General features: G+C 66.4%; 16 protein-coding genes and 1 pseudogene. 8 read left to right on the top strand and 9 right to left on the bottom strand.

Annotated features, from left to right (window positions below; translation table 11 throughout):
* Positions 1-542: 542 nt before the first annotated feature.
* From ACHBTE_RS33510 to ACHBTE_RS33480, 7 genes are read left to right on the top strand one after another with little or no spacing between them, the layout of a single operon-like run.
* Positions 543-1,502, top strand: coding sequence for a 3-oxoacyl-ACP synthase III family protein (locus ACHBTE_RS33510; RefSeq protein WP_394729112.1), 960 nt, complete (start codon positions 543-545; stop codon positions 1,500-1,502).
* 59 nt (positions 1,503-1,561) lie between these two features.
* Positions 1,562-2,242: a hypothetical protein gene (locus tag ACHBTE_RS33505; RefSeq protein ID WP_394729110.1), complete on the top strand. Its 681-nt coding sequence runs from the start codon at positions 1,562-1,564 to the stop codon at positions 2,240-2,242.
* 32 nt (positions 2,243-2,274) lie between these two features.
* Positions 2,275-4,050: a thiamine pyrophosphate-binding protein gene (locus ACHBTE_RS33500; protein ID WP_394729108.1), complete on the top strand. Its 1,776-nt coding sequence runs from the start codon at positions 2,275-2,277 to the stop codon at positions 4,048-4,050.
* A 40-nt stretch (positions 4,051-4,090) separates the two neighbouring features.
* On the top strand, positions 4,091-5,110 hold the full coding sequence (locus ACHBTE_RS33495; RefSeq protein WP_394729106.1) for a phytoene/squalene synthase family protein: 1,020 nt from the start codon (positions 4,091-4,093) through the stop codon (positions 5,108-5,110).
* Between the two features lie 30 nt (positions 5,111-5,140).
* Positions 5,141-6,151, top strand: coding sequence for a beta-ketoacyl-ACP synthase III (locus ACHBTE_RS33490; protein ID WP_394729104.1), 1,011 nt, complete (start codon positions 5,141-5,143; stop codon positions 6,149-6,151).
* 28 nt (positions 6,152-6,179) lie between these two features.
* A complete protein-coding gene (locus ACHBTE_RS33485) occupies positions 6,180-6,419 on the top strand; it encodes an acyl carrier protein (RefSeq protein WP_394729102.1) in 240 nt (79 codons plus the stop codon).
* The gene (locus ACHBTE_RS33480; RefSeq protein ID WP_394729100.1) at positions 6,419-7,396 is read left to right on the top strand and encodes an aminotransferase class I/II-fold pyridoxal phosphate-dependent enzyme; all 978 of its coding nucleotides are present in this window, start codon (positions 6,419-6,421) and stop codon (positions 7,394-7,396) included. The genes ACHBTE_RS33485 and ACHBTE_RS33480 overlap by 1 nt, the downstream gene beginning before the upstream one ends.
* Before the next feature lie 67 nt (positions 7,397-7,463).
* Here the strand turns inward: ACHBTE_RS33480 and idi are convergent, their stop codons facing one another.
* The 6 genes and pseudogenes from idi to ACHBTE_RS33450 form a co-directional block, all read right to left on the bottom strand.
* The gene (gene idi / locus ACHBTE_RS33475; RefSeq protein ID WP_394729098.1) at positions 7,464-8,036 is read right to left on the bottom strand and encodes an isopentenyl-diphosphate Delta-isomerase; all 573 of its coding nucleotides are present in this window, start codon (positions 8,034-8,036) and stop codon (positions 7,464-7,466) included.
* Positions 8,037-8,317: 281 nt separating this feature from the next.
* Positions 8,318-9,952 (bottom strand): cytochrome bc complex cytochrome b subunit, encoded by a 1,635-nt coding sequence (locus ACHBTE_RS33470; protein WP_394729096.1) that lies wholly within the window; start codon positions 9,950-9,952, stop codon positions 8,318-8,320.
* A 303-nt stretch (positions 9,953-10,255) separates the two neighbouring features.
* Positions 10,256-11,902, bottom strand: a pseudogene (locus ACHBTE_RS33465) (cytochrome bc complex cytochrome b subunit); the annotation flags it as partial.
* Entirely contained in the window at positions 11,899-12,948 is a 1,050-nt protein-coding gene (locus ACHBTE_RS33460; protein WP_394729094.1) for a Rieske 2Fe-2S domain-containing protein, read from the bottom strand. The gene ACHBTE_RS33460 and the pseudogene ACHBTE_RS33465, both read right to left, overlap by 4 nt.
* Entirely contained in the window at positions 12,945-13,757 is an 813-nt protein-coding gene (locus tag ACHBTE_RS33455; RefSeq protein WP_394729092.1) for a c-type cytochrome, read from the bottom strand. The genes ACHBTE_RS33460 and ACHBTE_RS33455 overlap by 4 nt, the downstream gene beginning before the upstream one ends.
* A gap of 79 nt (positions 13,758-13,836) precedes the next feature.
* Positions 13,837-14,457 carry a heme-copper oxidase subunit III gene (locus ACHBTE_RS33450; protein ID WP_062143284.1) on the bottom strand — a complete coding sequence of 207 codons (621 nt, stop codon included), beginning with the start codon at positions 14,455-14,457 and terminating at the stop codon, positions 13,837-13,839.
* Between the two features lie 145 nt (positions 14,458-14,602).
* Here ACHBTE_RS33450 and ACHBTE_RS33445 point away from each other — a divergent pair, with 145 nt between their 5' ends.
* Positions 14,603-15,004: a hypothetical protein gene (locus tag ACHBTE_RS33445; protein ID WP_394729089.1), complete on the top strand. Its 402-nt coding sequence runs from the start codon at positions 14,603-14,605 to the stop codon at positions 15,002-15,004.
* Positions 15,005-15,032: 28 nt separating this feature from the next.
* Here the strand turns inward: ACHBTE_RS33445 and ACHBTE_RS33440 are convergent, their stop codons facing one another.
* From ACHBTE_RS33440 to ACHBTE_RS33430, 3 genes are all read right to left on the bottom strand, one after another.
* Entirely contained in the window at positions 15,033-16,283 is a 1,251-nt protein-coding gene (locus ACHBTE_RS33440) for an Ig-like domain-containing protein (protein WP_394729087.1), read from the bottom strand.
* A 129-nt stretch (positions 16,284-16,412) separates the two neighbouring features.
* Entirely contained in the window at positions 16,413-16,811 is a 399-nt protein-coding gene (locus ACHBTE_RS33435) for a cytochrome c oxidase subunit 4 (RefSeq protein WP_394729085.1), read from the bottom strand.
* Positions 16,808-17,249, bottom strand: a 442-nt coding sequence (locus ACHBTE_RS33430) for a cbb3-type cytochrome c oxidase subunit I (RefSeq protein WP_394729083.1), incomplete at its 5' end; no start/stop codon positions are given. The genes ACHBTE_RS33435 and ACHBTE_RS33430, both read right to left, overlap by 4 nt.

Here is a 17,249-nt window from a genome sequence, read left to right as displayed (position 1 = left end):
TCATCGGTTCCAGCTGCGTCGCCCCTGCGCGAGGAGCCAAGCCCACCCTATCCAGCCATACGCGCACACGGGGATCCACTCTCGGACCCTGGACACATCGCCCTCGGAGTACGCCCGCCACCAGCCACTGGGGGCAGAAGAGGAATCTCTCGTTCAGCCCCGGAAAACCCCGCCCGACGGCTCGGGGGACCCGGTTTCCCGCACATCCGGACAACTTGCGGACAACATCCGGACAACAAGGGAAATCTACAGTGCACGGCGAATGTTACCATCTGGTGATCCAAGCGTGATCTTCTCGTTATTATGATGATCATAGAGTTAACATCGATTTTGCGTCACGTGCGGAGCGTGCTCGGCTTGAATGCCGATCCGGCGTACAACGCCATCCAGGGGTCTACGGGGGATCACGGGGGAATCTTGCAGCACAGTGCTTTCTTTGCCATGCCTCCCAACATCGCCTGATTCATGCACGACCAGCACTAGTATCGCGAAGATTGGGAAGTCTTTTGGTGTCGACTCGTATTGTCGATGTAGTCAATTTCATGCCCGAAAGAGTGGTCCGCAACGATGAATCGGGCGCCGACGGAAGCGACCTGAGCGACCACGCCTTTTTTGCGGGGGTCCGGGAACGGCGTTTTGCGTGGCCTGAATACTCGTCCGCCCGGTTAGGTGCTGCCGCCCTCGGCAAACTGCTCGAGCGCAACGGCGTCGACGCGGCAGCGGTGGATCTCATCATCTGCGCGTCCCAGCTCAACGACGCCTTCTCGCCCGGCGTGGGCGCAGCGATTCAGCACGCGGTCGGCGCGACGTCGGCGGCCGTGCTCCAGGTGGACAACGGCTGTTGCTCCTGGATCTCCTCCATCAACACGGCCAAGGCGTTCATCGACTCCGGCCAGTACCGCACGGTGGCCGTGGTCACCGTCACCAACTTCGTCTCACGGCTCGAAGAGTTCCAGAAGACTCCGGAATCCCGGGTCCTCGGCGACGGAGCCTCCGCGACCCTGCTCACCGCCGGTCCGCAGCCCACCATTCTCTCGGTGCACGAACAGGCCTTCGGTGAGAACTGGGGCGCCCTCAAGGTGGAACCGAATTCCGTCGACGGCATGGAAGTCCCGTACTGGGCCGCCGGTTCCGGCGCATTGACGGTGAAATTCGACCCGAAGATGCTGGCCCGTCTGTGGACCGTCACCATGGAACAGCTGCCGCGCGCCGTCGACATCGCGCTTGAAAAAGCCGGCGTACGGAACGAAGATGTCGCGCGCCTCATCACGCACCAGCCGAACGAGAAGTATGTCGCCGAGTGGCGGAAGCGCTGCGGTTTCGATGATTCACGGGCGCACGACACTCTGAGCACCTATGGAAACATGTTCCAAGGCACGCTTCCCGTGACCTTCGCCGACGCCCTGGAGAAGAACCTCATCTCTCCAGGTGATCTCGTCGCCTTCGGCACTTTCTCCCACGGTGGCGAACTCGTCGCCTCCATGGTCTGGCGCTGGAACTGAGCCGTCAGGCACCTGCGCCCTTTCTACCTTTCACCACTACTTCTTCATCAGGAGGAAGCATGGCTACGCGCGTCCCCGACGAGTCGGGTCTGGCCCAGAACTACGTCCTCGACCGGTCCGATCTTCAGGACCTGGGCCTGGTGTGGAACGAGAACACCGGCATGGACGACATGATGAAGCTGATGGAGAGCAAGACCCAGGAGACGTACGACCACTCCGAGGTCTTCGGTCAGTACTGCTCCCTTGCCGAGCACATCAACGTGCCCTACGACATCGTGTTCGAGTACGCGGCCAACGCCCGTTCCCTGGAGGAGTGGACGTACAGCATCCGCAACATGAAGCACCTGGGCGGCGGCCTGTACCGCGCCGACGAGATGATCCAGCCGAACACGGACATCTACATCCGCGCCGACGCGCAGAAGGGCCCCGAGCACGGCCTTGTGATCTACCCGTGCGCCTGGGACCAGGGCCATGAGCTCTGGATGCGCTACTACCTGACGATCATCGACTCGTCGAAGGTCCTCAACAAGCCGGGCACCGTGGTGCTGTGGACCAACTGCAAGCACCCGTACTACGACCGCTCGACGCCGAACGTGCCCGACTACATCGCCGAGGGCCGCAGCCGCACCGACCGCGTCTGGGTCGGTGACATCTGGCCCATGTTCCACGCGGGTCACAGCATCGAGATGGGCAACCTCAAGCGGATCCTCGAGCACCGTTTCGGTGCGACGGAGAGCTGAGGCGGCACAGCACTACGAACGGGGGCACAGGAATGCGGCTGGCTGACGCATTGGTCACGGTTCTGCGTGACCTGAACACCAGGTATGTCTTCGGTGTCAGTGGCGCGAACATCGAGCACGTCCACGACGCCATCGAACGACTCGGGCAAGGGCGCCTCACCTCGGTGCTGGCGAAACGAGAGGACGGGGCGGCCTTCATGGCCGACGCCCGGGCCCGGATCCACCGCACGCTGGGCGTGTGCTGCTCCACGTCGGGCGGCGGAATGATGAACCTGGTGGCCGGTCTGGCCGAGTCCCACGCCGAGTCGGTGCCGGTGCTGGCCCTCGTGGGCCAGCCGCCGGCCGCCCTCGACGGCAAGGGGTCCTTCCAGGATTCCTCCGGTGTGGGCCGGACGGTGGACGCGCTGCCCATGCTGAGCGCCGTCACGAAGAAGACCGTACGGATCACCGATGCCGAGGCGTTCTGGCCCGCCCTGCGGGACGCCATCGGCACGGCGCTCAGCGGCTGCCCGGGCCCGGTGGCCCTCCTCCTGCCCCGGGACAGCTACGAGCTGGAGGTCGGTGAGCAGCCCGCCGACTGGCCGCGCGACCTCGACGCCTTCGTCGATCCGGGGCCGGTCGACGAGACGGCGGTGCGCGCGCTCTTCGAGCGGCTGAGCGAGGCCCGTTCGCCGGTCCTGCTGCTCGGTCATGGGGTCCGCCGGTCGTCCGCACCCGAGGCCGTGCGGTCGTTCGCGGAGCGGACCGGCATCCCCGTCGTGACGACCATGGGCGCCCGAGGCGAGTTCCCGAACGACGATCCCCTGTATCTGGGCGTCGTCGGCGAGGGCGGTCATCCCTCCGCCGCGGCCTACGTGGAGCGGTCGGACCTCGTGGTGCTGGTCGGCACCGGGCTGACCCTGATGACCAGGAAGGCGATACGCGGCTGGGACCCGTCGAAGGCCGCCGCGGTCAACGTCGATGTGGGCCAACTGACGCGTTACTCCGCCGACTTGCTGGTGCGAGGCGACGCCGGCAGGGTCTTCCGGCTGCTGGAACGGCTGCGGGAGGTGAGCCCCTTCACGGCCCCGGCTGTCGAGGGGTACACCATGACCCGCTTCGTTCCCCGGCGGGCGGCTCGGCTCCCCGGCCGAAGCGCTCCGGCCCAGCACGACGTGCTCATGCAGAGCGAGGCCGTCCAACTGATCCAGGAGCACCTGCCGGCCGGCGGGCATCTGCTGTTCGACGCCGGCAACTGCAGTGTCGCCTCCATGCACTACGGCTCCGTACCCCCGGGCTCCACGTCGACGATCGCGCTGGGCATGGGCGGCATGGGGTACAGCATCGCGGGGGCGATAGGCGCCCAGCTCGGGGCGTCCGAGGGCACCCGGACCGTGGTGTTCTGCGGTGACGGCGCCTTCCTGATGAGCGGTCTCGAGATGCACACGGCCGTCGAACTCGGTCTGCCCATCCTGTACATCGTCTTCAACAACGGTATGCACGGGATGTGTGCCACCCGCCAGCAGACCTTCTTCGACTCCCGCATCACGGCGGTGGAATACTCACCGGTCGACGTGAGCACGGTGGCACGGGGGCTCGGCGGTCCCGGCCGGCTGTGGGTGGCCAGTGCGGGAACCCGTGCGGAACTGGCTCGTCACCTGGACGACTACCGGCTCGCCCCGCCCATGCCCGGCGTTCTGGAGCTGCGTCTGCCCGTCGAGGAGATGCCGCCCTTCGCTTCCTTCCTGGCCGCCGACGAACCCACCGTGTCGGTGCCGCGGCAGCGGCAGTCCTCCGTCGCGTACGAGATGAGCGCAAGCACGCGCTAGACGTCGGCCCCGGCACCGCCCACAAGGAAAGACAGTAGACATGACCATCGTTCAAGAACTGGACCAGGCGGGCATCACCGACTCCGGGCTGCGCGCCGACTACATCACGGTGTCCCGGCTGTTCCGTGAGATCGGCCGCGGCCGTTACCTCGGCCGGTTCATGTTCCCCGCGGCCAAGCGACCGTACTTCGACGCCTTCATCACTTTTGTCGCCTACGTCGACAACCTGACCGACGACATCAACCACAGCGTCGAGGTCCGTGCTCGCCGGCTCGACGAGTGGGAGCGCACCTACCTGGCGGTCGCCAAGGGTGACGCGCCGTCCGCGGACCGGCCGCTGTCCCGCTCGGAGCAGACGGATGCCGCCGTCGCCCGGGCCCTCGTCCACACCCTGCGGACCTGGGATCTGCCCTATCTGCGGGTGCCGGAGTTCGTCGACGGGAATCGCAAGGCCCTGACGACCTACGAGTACGCGAACGACGAGGCTCTCGACGAGTTCCTCGAGACGGTGACCCTGCTGCCCGCCGTATGGATCAACCAGATCTTCGAACCGCGCAGCGCCGAGGCCGAGGAGCTGTGCCGGCACACCATCACGGCGTTCCAGCTGCTGGACTTCATCTGGGATCTGCGCGAGGACCTGGATCTCGGGCGCCTCTACCTGCCGATGGAGCATCTCGACCGGTTCGGTGTGACCCGCGCGGACCTGGACCGTCAGATCGGCAGCGGCCATCTGACCGACAACGTACGGGAGTTGCTCCGGTTCGAGATCGGCCGGGCCAAGAAGCACCTGGACGCCGGCCGTGGCTGGCCGCAGTCGTTGCATCCGACGTCCCGGACGTTCATGGAGGCCGACATCCAGCTGCACGACTCGATGTTCCCCCAGCTGACCAAGAACGGATACGCCTTCTTCAAGACTGCGAAGGCGGGGCTGGGGCTGACCTCCGGACTCATGATCGCGCGTACGGCCTCGGCCATCGCCCGTGCCCGGAAGATCAACCAGCAGGCGATACGCGGCGGCTACCGGGTGCGCGCTCCTTTCCAGGACGGCGTCACCGAGTAGCCACCGGCTCACTTCCCTAGGAGCAAGACCATGACACGCAGCGCGGTCCTCAGCGGTCTGGGGACCTGGGTCCCTCCTCAGGTGGTCACGAACGACATGCTCGCGGCCGAACTGGACACGACCGACGAATGGATCAGAACCCGCACCGGCATCACCCGGCGCCATGTGGCGTCCGACGGCATGAGCACCGGGTATCTGGCGACCCAGGCCGCACGCAATGCGCTGAAGTCGGCCGGTGTCGACCGGGTGGACCTGGTGGTGGTGGCCACGAGCACCCCGGACCGCCCCTGCCCCGCGACCGCCCCTGTGGTGGCCGACGCCCTGGGGCTCGGCGGCGCCGGTGCGTTCGACGTGGCCGCGGTGTGCACCGGCTTCGTGTACGGGCTGGCAGCCGCGGCGGGACTGATCGGCACTGGAGTGGTCGACACGGCCCTGGTGATAGGCGCGGACACCTTCTCCACGATCCTCGATCCCGGTGACCGCACCACCCGGGTCATCTTCGGCGACGGCGCCGGTGCCGCGGTGCTGCGGGCCGGCGACCCGGGCGAGGACGGCGCGCTCGCCGGGTTCGACCTCGGCAGCGACGGCCGGGGAGTCGACCTCATCACCGTCCCGGCCGGCGGTTCGCAACAGCGGCTCAGCGAGACGGAACCGGCCCCGACGGACGCGTACTTCCACATGGACGGGCCTCAGGTCTTCGCCCGTGCGGTCCGGCACATGAGCGCTTCGGTACGCGGCGTCCTCGACCGCGCCGCGCTCGCACCGGACCGCCTCGCGCATCTGGTCCCGCACCAGGCCAATGTGCGCATCCTCGACACCTGCGCCAGGGAGTTGGGGCTGCCGCCGGAGCGCGTGGTGAAGAACATCGACCAGGTCGGCAACACGGTGGCCGCGTCCATTCCCCTGGCACTCGCATCGGGCGCGACGGCCGGACGGTTCACGGCCGGTGACTCGGTCGTCCTCACCGGCTTCGGCGGTGGGCTGACCTGGGGATCGGCACTGCTCACCTGGCCCGGACCGCTCGTCGCGGTCACCGAATGACCGTCGTAACCAAGGAATGAGAACCACCATGGGCGCTTTTGACAAGAACTTGAGGTCGCTGCTCGACGAGCGCTTCCCCAAGTCCACCGAATCCCTTTTCGCAGGGGCCACGTTCAAGGAATCGGGCATCGACTCGATGGGTGTCGTCGAATTCATCGTGGAGTTGGAGCGCTGTTTCAAGACCCCGATGCTGAACGGAAACGAGCTGAGCGTCGATTCCACGCTGGACGATGCGCGCGACCTCCTCATATCCGTGGGTGCGAGCTGATGCCCCTGGAACACCTGTTGACGCTCAACGAGAATCCGCTCCCACCGCTCGAACCCGTCGCCGAGGAGATCGCCCGCCACGTCGCAGCGGTCAACAGATACCCGGAGTTCTACCCGGAACGCCTGAAGGGCGTGATCGCCGACTGGCTCGGGGTCCCTCACGAGAGCGTCGTCGTGGGATCCGGCTCCGTGGGGGTCGCACTGCAGGCCCTCCAGGCAACTGTGCGTTCCGGCGGTGGCCTCGCCTACGCGTGGCGGAACTTCGACGCGTACCCGCTGCTCGCCGGGATGACCGGCGCGCGTCCCTTGGAAGTTCGGCTGCTGACGAGCGGGCATCAGGATCTCACCGGCCTGGCGAAGGCGTCACTGGACGCCGACGCGGTGATCGTTTGTAATCCGCACAACCCGACCGGCCGGTTCATCCCGGCGGAGGAACTGAGAGAGTTCCTCGCGCTGGTCCCGGCCGACACACTGGTCGTGCTGGACGAGGCCTACATGGAGTTCGTCGACGCGGGGGAAGCCGCGCAGTCGGTGGACTGGGTGCGGGAGCACCCCAATCTGCTGGTGCTGCGGACGTTCTCCAAGGCCTACGGGCTGGCCGACATGCGGGTCGGCTACGGAGTGACGAGTCCGGAACTGGCGCGGCGGATCAACGCCTTCCAGCTCCCCTTCTCCATGAGTTCCCTGTCCACGGTCGCGGTGGAGGCGTCCCTGCGTGAGCAGCAGGCGCTCAGGGAACGCGTGCGGTCCATCGTGCGGGAACGGAACCGGGTGGCTCAGGAGTTGATCCGGGCCGGTTGGAACGTGTTGCCCAGCCAGACGAACTTCCTGTGGTTCGAGGAACCCGAGCGCGTCCAGGAGATCCGTGCGGCGCTGGAGGAGAACGGCGTCCTGGCCCGCTGCTTCGCGAACGAGGGCGTCCGGCTGACGATCGGCGACACACAGGCCAACGCGGCGGTGCTGCGGGCCTTGGCGTAACCGTCTCCGCAAAGGATCTGCCGTGGGCGCTCAGCGTCCACGGCAGATCCTTTGTGCATCGGCAGGTCTACCAGCCGCCCCCCGGGGCGACGCGGACCATGCCGGGGGTGGCCGCGTTCAGGACCGTCATGAACCAGGCGGAGAACGGCTCCTGCCCGCGAAGGTCGTCGAGTTCCGCACGGTTCACGTAGCGGAAGTCACCGACCTCGGCCGGATCCGGTTCGGGCTTCTCGTCCACCACGCCCACGAACAGGTGGTTGTACTCCTTCTCCACCAGCCCCGATATGTCGTCGGGGTGCTCGTACGTGACCGTGCCGGCCGCCTCCAAGGAGAGGTTCTCCAGACCGAGTTCCTCCCGGACCCGACGGGCGGCGGCGACATGCGGAGGCTCGTCGGGGTAGGGGTGACCGCAGCAGGTGTTGGACCAGACACCGGGCGAGTGGTACTTCGTGTGGGCTCGCTGCTGAAGCAGCATGCGTCCGTCGGAATCGAAGAGGAAGACCGAGAAGGCGCGGTGCAGTCGACCGGGGGCCTGATGCGCCGAGAGCTTCTCGGCGACGCCGATCGTCCGGCCGTCGTCATCCACGAGTTCAAGAAGAATCGGCTCGGTCGTGGTTCCGGTGGCTTGCACAGAGGTCATTACTGAAGTCTCTTTCATCGGAGGCTGTGGCCGACAGGGATTTCGCATTCGCCGGATCCGGCATTCGCCCATCCATCCCCGATACAAGGCCGAGGGAGCACCCATGCGGCGCAATCGCCCCCCGGCTCAAGATCACGACCTTTGGCGATCCTACTATCCGACCCCGTAGCGGGTCTAACAAATCCCCGACGCGCCTTCGGAAGTGATGGACAAGCAGCGGCCCCCGGAACACGACTGTTTATGTTCCGGGGGCCGCAAGTCGTAGTGGTGAACGCGGCGAATCAGTGGCCGTGGCCGCTGGTGATCTCCTTGTACTCCTCGACCGTCGGCTTGGCGATCTGGTTGTCGCGGCCGAAGTACGCCTCGCTGAGCTTTGCGCGCAGCTTCTCGGAGCCCTTCACCTTGCGCTCGACGCCGTTCTCGTCGACCGTCGGACCGATCTCCAGTGGCTTGTACTGCTCGTGCGAGGTGAGGGTGTGCAGCGCGTCCTGGCTGAGCGGCTCGTGCACCTCGATGAACTCACCGTGCGGCAGCCGCTTGATGATGCCCGACTCCCGCCCGTGCAGCACCTTGTCCTTGTCCCGGCGCTGAAGCCCCATGCAGATCCGCTTGGTGACGATGAAGGCGATGACCGGACCCGCGAAGAAGCTGATGCGCACGAACCACGTCACCGCGTTGATCGACAGATTGAAGTGGGTGGCGACGATGTCGTTGCCGCCACCGATCAGCATGATCATGTAAGCGGTGATCCAGGCGACGCCGAAGCCGGTACGGGTCGGGGCGTTGCGCGGCCGGTCCAGGAGATGGTGCTCGCGCTTGTCCCCCGTGATCCATGCCTCGATGTACGGGTAGAGGGCGATGGCGCCCAGGAAGAAGCCGAAGATCACCAGCGGGACGAGGACGCCCAGGACGAGGGTGTGGCCCCAGAAGTTGATCTCCCAGCCGGGCATGGCGCGGACCAGCCCTTCGGCGAAGCCCATGTACCAGTCCGGCTGGGCGCCGGTCGACACCATGTCAGGGCGGTAGGGGCCGAGCGCCCAGATGGGGTTGACGGACGCGACGCCGGCGAGCACCGCCGTGACCCCGAAGACCAGGAAGAAGAAGCCTCCCGCCTTGGCCATGTAGACCGGCAGCAACGGCATGCCGACGACGTTCTTGTTCGCCCTGCCGGGACCCCCGTACTGGGTGTGCTTGTGGTAGAAGACCAGGATCAGGTGGGCGACCACCAGGCCGAGCATGATGCCCGGCAGCAGCAGGATGTGGATCGAGTAGAACCGCGGGACGAAGTCCGTGCCGGGGAACTCTCCGCCGAACAGGAAGAACGAGATGTACGTGCCGACGATCGGCACGGACAGGATCGCACCCTGGGTGAAACGAACCCCCGTGCCGGAGAGCAGGTCGTCGGGGAGCGAGTAGCCGGTGAAGCCGGTGAACATGCCCAGCACGAACAGCAGGAAGCCGAACAGCCAGTTGACCTCGCGCGGCTTTCGGAACGCACCCGTGAGGAACACGCGCATCATGTGCACGAACATCCCGGCGAGGAAGATGATCGCCGCCCAGTGGTGGATCTGACGGATCAGCAGGCCCCCGCGTACGTCGAAGCTGATGTCCAGCGTCGAGCTGAAGGCCTCGCTCATCAGCTGCCCCTGGAGCGGGACGTAGCTGCCGTGGTACTCCACCTCGGTCATGGACGGGTGGAAGAAGAACGTCAGATACACGCCCGTGAGGATGATGACGAGGAAGGTGTAGAGGCAGACCTCGCCCAACATGAACGACCAGTGGTCGGGGAAGATCTTGCGCATGTTGGCCTTGGCCAGGGAGTAGATCCCCAGCCGGCCGTCGGCCCAGTCGGCGAGGCGCTCGCCGCCCGGTGCCTTCCCGCGAGATCGGGACCCGGTCGTCTTCGCAGTGCTCATCCGCGCTCCCAGATCGCAGGACCGACGGACACATGGGACGCGCCGGGCCGTCGGGCCTTTCGTCCTGGTTACGGTACTACGCGACTTCTATGCCTATATCGCAGCATTGGGCCAGTTGGGGGCACATTTCATAAGGTCGGCGCAGTGGCCCCGCCCAAGGCTGCTCAGCTGCGGACAAAAAAGAGGTGACCCCACGGACGACAGTCCGTGGGGTCACCCCTGCGACGTTACAACGACAGTGGATCAGTGACGGCCGTGGCCGCTCGGGATCTCGTTGTGCTCCTCGTCCCGCGGCTTCGGGACGTGGTGGCCGTGGCCATGGTCATGGCTCTCGGCGATCTGCTTGTACTCCTCGACGGTCGGCTTGGCGATCTGGTTGTCCTCGCCGAAGTACGCCTCGCTGAGCTTGGCGCGCAGCTTCTCGGAGCCCTTCACCTTGCGCTCGACGCCGTTCTCATCGACCGTCGGGCCGATCTCGAGCGGCTTGTACTGCTCGTGCGCGGTGAGGGTGTGCAGCGCGTCCTGGCTGAGCGGCTCGTGCACCTCGATGAACTCACCGTGCGGCAGGCGCTTGATGATGCCCGACTCGCGGCCGTGCAGCACCTTGTCCTTGTCCCGGCGCTGAAGACCGAGGCAGATCCGCTTGGTGACGATGAAGGCGATGACCGGACCCGCGAAGATGGCGATCCGGACGAACCAGGTCACCGCGTTGATCGACAGGTGGAAGTAGGTCGCCCACAGGTCGTTGGCACCACCCACCATGGCCACGGCGAACAGCGTGAGCCAGGCGACGCCCAGGCCGGTACGGGTCGGGGTGTTGCGCGGCCGGTCCAGGATGTGGTGTTCGCGCTTGTCCCCGGTGATCCAGGACTCGATGAACGGGTACACCGCGATCGACACCAGCATCAGACCGAACACGATGAGCGGGATGAACACACCCAGGACCAGTGTGTGGCCCCAGAGGGTGATCTCCCAGCCCGGCATGACACGCACGAAGCCTTCGGAGAAGCCCATGTACCAGTCGGGCTGGGCACCCGTGGACACCTGGTCCGCGCGGTAGGGGCCGAGCGCCCAGATCGGGTTGATCTGCGCGACCGCCGCGATGACCGCGATGACACCGAAGACCAGGAAGAAGAAGCCTCCGGCCTTGGCCATGTAGACCGGCAGCAGCGGCATGCCGACGACGTTCTTGTTGTTCTTCCCGGGACCCGCGTACTGCGTGTGCTTGTGGTAGAAGACCAGGATCAGGTGGCCGACCACCAGGCCGAGCATGATGCCCGGCAGCAGCAGGATGTGGATCGAGTAGAACCGGGCGACGAAGTCGGTGCCGGGGAACTCTCCGCCGAACAGGAAGAACGAGATGTACGTGCCGACGATCGGCACGGACAGGACAAGTCCCTCACCGATCCGGACGCCCGTGCCGGAGAGCAGGTCGTCGGGGAGCGAGTAGCCGGTGAAGCCGGTGAACATGCCCAGCACGAACAGCAGGAAGCCGAACAGCCAGTTGACCTCACGCGGCTTGCGGAACGCACCCGTGAAGAAGACGCGCATCATGTGCACGAACATGCCGGCGAGGAAGACCAGCGCCGCCCAGTGGTGGATCTGCCGGATGAGCAGACCGCCACGCACGTCGAAGCTGATGTCCAGCGTCGACTTGAACGCCTCGCTCATCAGCTGCCCCTGCATCGGGACGTAGCTGCCGTGGTACTCCACCTCGTTCATCGACGGGTGGAAGAACAGCGTCAGATACACACCCGTGAGGATGATGATGATGAAGCTGTAGAGGCAGACCTCACCCAACATGAACGACCAGTGGTCGGGGAAGATCTTGCGCATGTTGGCCTTGGCCAGGGAGTAGATCCCCAGCCGGCCGTCGGCCCAGTCGGCGACGCGCTCGCCGGCCGGTGCCTTCCCGCGAGAGCGGGACTCGGTCTTCTCTGTAGTGCTCATCCGCGCTCCCAGAATGCAGGACCGACGGGCTCTTCGAAGTCGCCGAGCGCCTCGAGGTAGCCCTCGTCGTTCACGCCGATGCGCAGCTGCGGCAGGGCGTGACCGGCCGGGCCGAAGATCACTCGGGCACCGTCGGAGAGGTCGAAGGTGGACTGGTGGCAGGGGCAGAGCACATGGTGCGTCTGCTGCTCGTACAGGGAGATCGGGCAACCGACGTGGGTGCAGATCTTCGAGTACGCGACGATGCCCTCGTGCGACCACTCGAGCTCGCGCTTGTCCTTGATGTCGGCGGGCTGGAGCCGGACGATCATCAGGGCGGCCTTGGCGATCTCGTTCTGGAAGTCGTGGTCGTGCTCCTCGAGGCCCTCCGGCTTGGCGAAGGTGAGGGAGCCGACCGCGACGTCCGAGGGACGCAGCGGCTCGTTGGTGTTCATGTTGACGAGCAGCTTGCCCTTGGACCACAGGGTGTGGCGCAGCTTGGTGCCGGGCAGCGGACCGAGGTCGCGCAGCAGGACGACACCGGAGAGCGGGAACAGGGCCAGCGCGCCGAACATGGTGTTGCGGATCAGCTTGCGGCGACCCAGCGCGGACTCCTTGGCGCCCTGCTTGAAGTCGGCCATGACCTTGGCCTTGACCTCGGGCGACGCCGCGATCGGGTGCCGCTCGTCCGCGACCTCCACATCGGACATCAGGGTGCGGGCCCAGTGGACCGCGCCCGCGCCGATGCAGAACAGCGCCGCACCGAGGGTCAGGCCCAGCGCGAAGTTCAGCGCGTTGAGGTGACCGATCGGGAAGACGAAGATCGACTTGTCGTGCGGGATCGCGACGAACGAGGCGATGAAGCCGACGGTGGCCAGCATGGACACCGTGAACAGCAGGGCGACCGTGCGCTCGGACCGCTTGGCGGCCCGCTCGTCGATGTCCTGGATCCGGTGCTCGTGGGGCGGCAGGCCGGGGTCGGCGAAGGGGTTCTTCTCGTCCGCTACCGCGACGTGGGTGTCCTGCTCAGCGGGCAGGTTCTCTTCTGGAATGTCTTGGCTACTCATGACTTCTTGGCCTTTGCGGTCCGAGCGGCGACCCAGACGGCGACCGCGATCAGTGCCCCGAGACCGAAGATCCAGCCGAACAGGCCCTCACTGACCGGGCCGAGGCCGCCCAGTTCCAGACCGCCCGGGTTGACCGTCTCGTCGCTGTTGACCGCGTGCAGGTACGCGATGATGTCCTTCTTGTTCTGCTCCGACAGTGTGGTGTCGGGGAACGACGGCATGTTCTGCGGGCCCGTCTGCATGGCCTCGTAGACGTGCTTCGGGTCGACGTCCTCGAGCGAAGGCGCGTACTTGCCGTGCGTCAGCGCGCCACCCTTGCCGGTGAAGTTGTGGCACTGGGCGCAGTTGTTGCGGAAGAGCTCGCCGCCCTTGGCGATGTCCGCTCCCTCGGGGCCGTACTGCTCCTCGGTCGGGATGGACGGGCCGGCGCCCAGCGAGGCGACGAACGCCGCGAGCTGGTCGATCTCGGCCTGCGAGTAGATGTTCTTCTTCCGCGGGACCTGGGCGCCCTGGGAGGTGGCGGCCGGCATACGGCCCGTGGCCACCTGGAAGTCGACGGCTGCGGCGCCGACGCCCACCAGGCTCGGACCGTCGGAGGTGCCCTGACCATCGGTTCCGTGGCAGCTGGCGCAGCCGACGGTGTAGAGCTTCTTGCCCTCCTCGATGGTGAGGGACTGGGCGGTTTCCTCGGCCTGCGCCTTGTCCGCGGGCGCGAACACGGCGTACAGCCCCCCCGTGCACGCCAGCGCGAGGAGTAGGACGACGATCGCCGCCAGCGGATGGCGTCGTCGTGCGGAGAGCTTTTTCACGGATTACCCCGGTGTCAGGATCTTCTGCGTCGATGCTTCTGGTTGGTGCGTTGTGGAACGCGCGCGGGATCGGGCCCGGCTACTTGATCATGTAGATCGTGGCGAAGAGGCCGATCCAGACGACATCGACGAAGTGCCAGTAGTAGGACACGACGATCGCGGCGGTCGCCTGCTCGTGCGTGAACCTCCGGGCCATGTACGTGCGGCCGAGGACCAGCAGGAAGGCGATGAGACCGCCCGTCACATGCAGGCCGTGGAAGCCGGTGGTCAGGTAGAAGACCGAGCCGTACGGGTCGGACGAGAGCGAGAGGCCCTCGTGCTTGACCAGCTCGGTGTACTCGTACACCTGACCGCCGATGAAGATCGCACCCATGATGAAGGTGACGATGAACCAGCCCCGGAGCTTCTTCACATCACCGCGCTCGGCGGCGAAGACGCCGAGCTGGCAGGTGAGGGAGGAGAGCACCAGGATCGTGGTGTTCGTCGCCGAGAACGGGAAGTTCAGGGCGTCCGCCTTCTCATGCCAGAAGTCCGGACCCGTCACCGATCGCAGGGTGAAGTACATCGCGAAGAGGGCCGCGAAGAACATCAGCTCGGAACTCAACCAGATGATGGTTCCGACGCTGGTGAGGTTCGGTCGATTGACCGACGGGTGCGCGTGACCCTTGTCTACTGTCGTTGCTGTCGCCACGACCGACATTATGTCGGTCGCTTATCCCGCCCTCACTCCGGGGGGTGCCGTTCGGAGTGTCTTCGCCGTTCATACCGGTGTTGACGTGGGGTTCGAGGGAGTAGCATCCGGCCCAACAGGCCTGTCCTTACGACGCTGACGTCACGGAGGAACAATGCAGCCGACCGCCACGGTGCTGGTCTACAGCGACGACTCCAACACCCGCGAACAGGTGAGGCTGGCGACGGGGCGCAGGCCCGCTCCGGACGTCCCTGTCGTGGAGTTCGTGGAGTGCGCGACCCCGGCCGCCGTCAGCAAGGAGCTGGACAAGGGCGGGATCGACGTCTGCGTCCTGGACGGCGAGGCGGTGCCCATGGGGGGCATGGGGGTCTGCCGGCAGATCAAGGACGAGGTGTTCAACTGCCCGCCGGTGCTGCTGCTGATCGGGCGCCCGCAGGATGCGTGGCTGGCCACCTGGAGCCGGGCCGAGGCGGCTGTGACGCTGCCTGTGGAGCCGGTGGAGTTCGCGGGGGCGCTGGCGTCCCTGTTGCGTACGAAGAGGCTCCAGAGCGCCTAGGAGGCCCAGAGAGCCGTCCTGGGGGCGTTCACACGCTCTGCGGTCGCAGTCTCGCGCGTTCCGCGGGGCTCGGGCCGTCCGGTGTGTCGCCCACCAGGGCGCTGCCGACGCGCCACTTCTTCCACGGCAGGTTCCAGTCGCCGAAGCCGTTGCCGAAGGGGGCCATGGTGTCGCCGCCCGAGTTGACGACCTCGACGAGGTCGCCCTCGCTGATGGTGTCGTAGAACCACGCGGCGTTCGCGGTGCTCATGCCCGTGCAGCCGTGGCTGACGTTGGCGTATCCCTGGGAGCCGGTCGACCAGGGGGCGGCGTGGACGTACTCGCCGCTGTTGGTGACTCTGACGGAGTGGTGGACGGTCAGGTCGTAGAAGTCCGAGGCACCTATGCTCGCGCTGGTCATGCGAACGGTACCTTCCTTGGCCAGTACGACCTTGACGCCGTTGCGGGTGTCGTAGCCGGGCTTGCCGGTGGTGACCGGTATCTCCCGGATGACCTCGCCGTTCTTGTAGACGGTCATCTGGTGCGTCGCGGCGTCCGTGACGGCGATGACCCGGTCGCCCGTGGTGATGGTCAGGGGCTTGGCCTTGCCGCCCCGCAGCCGGTCGCCGATCTTGATGCCCTCCAGGTTGCTGTGGGCGTGCACGGTGGCCTGCGTGGGCCAGTACTCCGCGGGGCGGTAGTGCAGCTTCTTGTCGTCCACCCAGTGCCAGGCGCCCTTGACCGCGGGTATGGAGTCGACCTTGAGGGCACTCTCGACCGTCGCCCGCTGCTTCTTGTCCTTGACGGGCCGGTTCAGTTCGGCCGTGATGGGCTGTCCCACGCCGTACTTGCCGGCCTTGGGGCCGAACGTGACCGTCAGCCGTTTCGTGGTCGGCCTGCTGGTGTCGAAGGTGAGGACCTTGCGGCCGGGGGCGCCGTCCTCGTCCTCGGTGCTCACACGCACCGTGTAGCGGGCGTTGGCGGCGAGCGGGGAGGTGCTGTGCCAGCGGGTGCCGTCGGCGGAGAGTTCGCCCGCGACATAGCGTCCTGCGGCGTCCCTGGCGGTGACGTCCGTGATGCGGCCGTCGGAGTCCTCCGTGGTGACCTCCAGGGGCTTGTCGGGGTCGGCCTTGCGGCCGTCGCCCGAGGGCCCGTTGAAGGCGATCTGGTCCGCCGCGTCGTACGGGGCGGCGGACAGCGGGTTTCCGTCGCTGCCGCAGCTGGTGACACCCACCCCGAGGGCTATGACCAGCAGCGTGCAGCCTATGGCGGTGCTCGTGCGCGATGGCATGTGGCTCATGGCTTCACGCTAGGAAGCCGCGTCAAGCATGGCGCGCGGAGTAAGGCGTACGAGTGATCCCGGTTGCTGCAAAAGCAGGAGCCCGGACCCCTCCTCGCGGAGGGTCCGGGCTCCTGAAGAGCTCAGCTGCTACTGGGTGCGGTTCTCACCGCGGTAGTACTCGAACACCCAGCCCCACAGACCGACCAGGATCAGCGGCGCCGAGAAGTACAGCAGCCACCAGCCGACGGCGATCGCCAGGAAGGCGAGGGCGCCGCCGATCGCGAGGGAGAGCGGCTGCCAGCTGTGCGGGCTGAAGAACCCGACCTCGCCGGCGTCGTCGGCGACGTCCGCCTCCTTGTTGTCCTGCGCACCCGTGTCGACCCGCTTGGCCGTGAAGCCGAGGTAGAAGCCGATCATGATGGCCAGCCCGAAGGCCAGGAAGAGGGCCGTGGTACCGGCCGGCTCCTTCGACCACACGCCATAGACGATCGCCATGGCGAGGATGAAGACGCTCAGCCAGATGAACATCCTGCCTTGGACCTTCACTTGCCGGCCTCCTTGCCACCAGCCAGAGCCTTGTCACCGTGAGGCGCGTTCTCGAGCTGGTCGAGAGCGGCGATCTCAGGGTGATGCAGGTCGAACGCCGGGGATTCGGAACGGATCCGCGGCAGAGTGAGGAAGTTGTGCCGCGGCGGCGGGCAGGACGTCGCCCACTCCAGCGAGCGGCCGTAGCCCCACGGGTCGTCGACGCCGACCGGCTTGCCGTACTTCGCCGTCTTCCAGATGTTGTAGAAGAACGGCAGCAGCGACGCGCCGAGGACGAACGAGCTGATCGTCGAGATCGTGTTCAGGGCGGTGAAGCCGTCGGCCGCCAGGTAGTCGGCGTAACGACGCGGCATGCCCTCGGCGCCCAGCCAGTGCTGGACGAGGAAGGTGCCGTGGAAGCCGATGAACAGCGTCCAGAAGGTCATCTTGCCCAGGCGT

The sequence above is a fragment of the Streptomyces sp. M41 genome (assembly GCF_043673425.1).
In the GTDB taxonomy this organism is placed as follows: domain Bacteria; phylum Actinomycetota; class Actinomycetes; order Streptomycetales; family Streptomycetaceae; genus Streptomyces.
This window is presented reverse-complemented; position numbering and strand designations above follow the sequence as displayed.

Coding starts and splice junctions, on each gene's coding strand:
- ACHBTE_RS33495 (WP_394729106.1), top strand. CDS start 4,091: ATGACCATCGTTCAAGAACTGGACCAGGCGGGCATCACCGACTCCGGG.
- ACHBTE_RS33490 (WP_394729104.1), top strand. CDS start 5,141: ATGACACGCAGCGCGGTCCTCAGCGGTCTGGGGACCTGGGTCCCTCCT.
- ACHBTE_RS33485 (WP_394729102.1), top strand. CDS start 6,180: ATGGGCGCTTTTGACAAGAACTTGAGGTCGCTGCTCGACGAGCGCTTC.
- ACHBTE_RS33440 (WP_394729087.1), bottom strand. CDS start 16,283: ATGAGCCACATGCCATCGCGCACGAGCACCGCCATAGGCTGCACGCTG.
- ACHBTE_RS33480 (WP_394729100.1), top strand. CDS start 6,419: ATGCCCCTGGAACACCTGTTGACGCTCAACGAGAATCCGCTCCCACCG.
- ACHBTE_RS33500 (WP_394729108.1), top strand. CDS start 2,275: ATGCGGCTGGCTGACGCATTGGTCACGGTTCTGCGTGACCTGAACACC.
- ACHBTE_RS33450 (WP_062143284.1), bottom strand. CDS start 14,457: ATGTCGGTCGTGGCGACAGCAACGACAGTAGACAAGGGTCACGCGCAC.
- ACHBTE_RS33505 (WP_394729110.1), top strand. CDS start 1,562: ATGGCTACGCGCGTCCCCGACGAGTCGGGTCTGGCCCAGAACTACGTC.
- ACHBTE_RS33460 (WP_394729094.1), bottom strand. CDS start 12,948: ATGAGTAGCCAAGACATTCCAGAAGAGAACCTGCCCGCTGAGCAGGAC.
- idi (WP_394729098.1), bottom strand. CDS start 8,036: ATGACCTCTGTGCAAGCCACCGGAACCACGACCGAGCCGATTCTTCTT.
- ACHBTE_RS33510 (WP_394729112.1), top strand. CDS start 543: ATGCCCGAAAGAGTGGTCCGCAACGATGAATCGGGCGCCGACGGAAGC.
- ACHBTE_RS33470 (WP_394729096.1), bottom strand. CDS start 9,952: ATGAGCACTGCGAAGACGACCGGGTCCCGATCTCGCGGGAAGGCACCG.
- ACHBTE_RS33445 (WP_394729089.1), top strand. CDS start 14,603: ATGCAGCCGACCGCCACGGTGCTGGTCTACAGCGACGACTCCAACACC.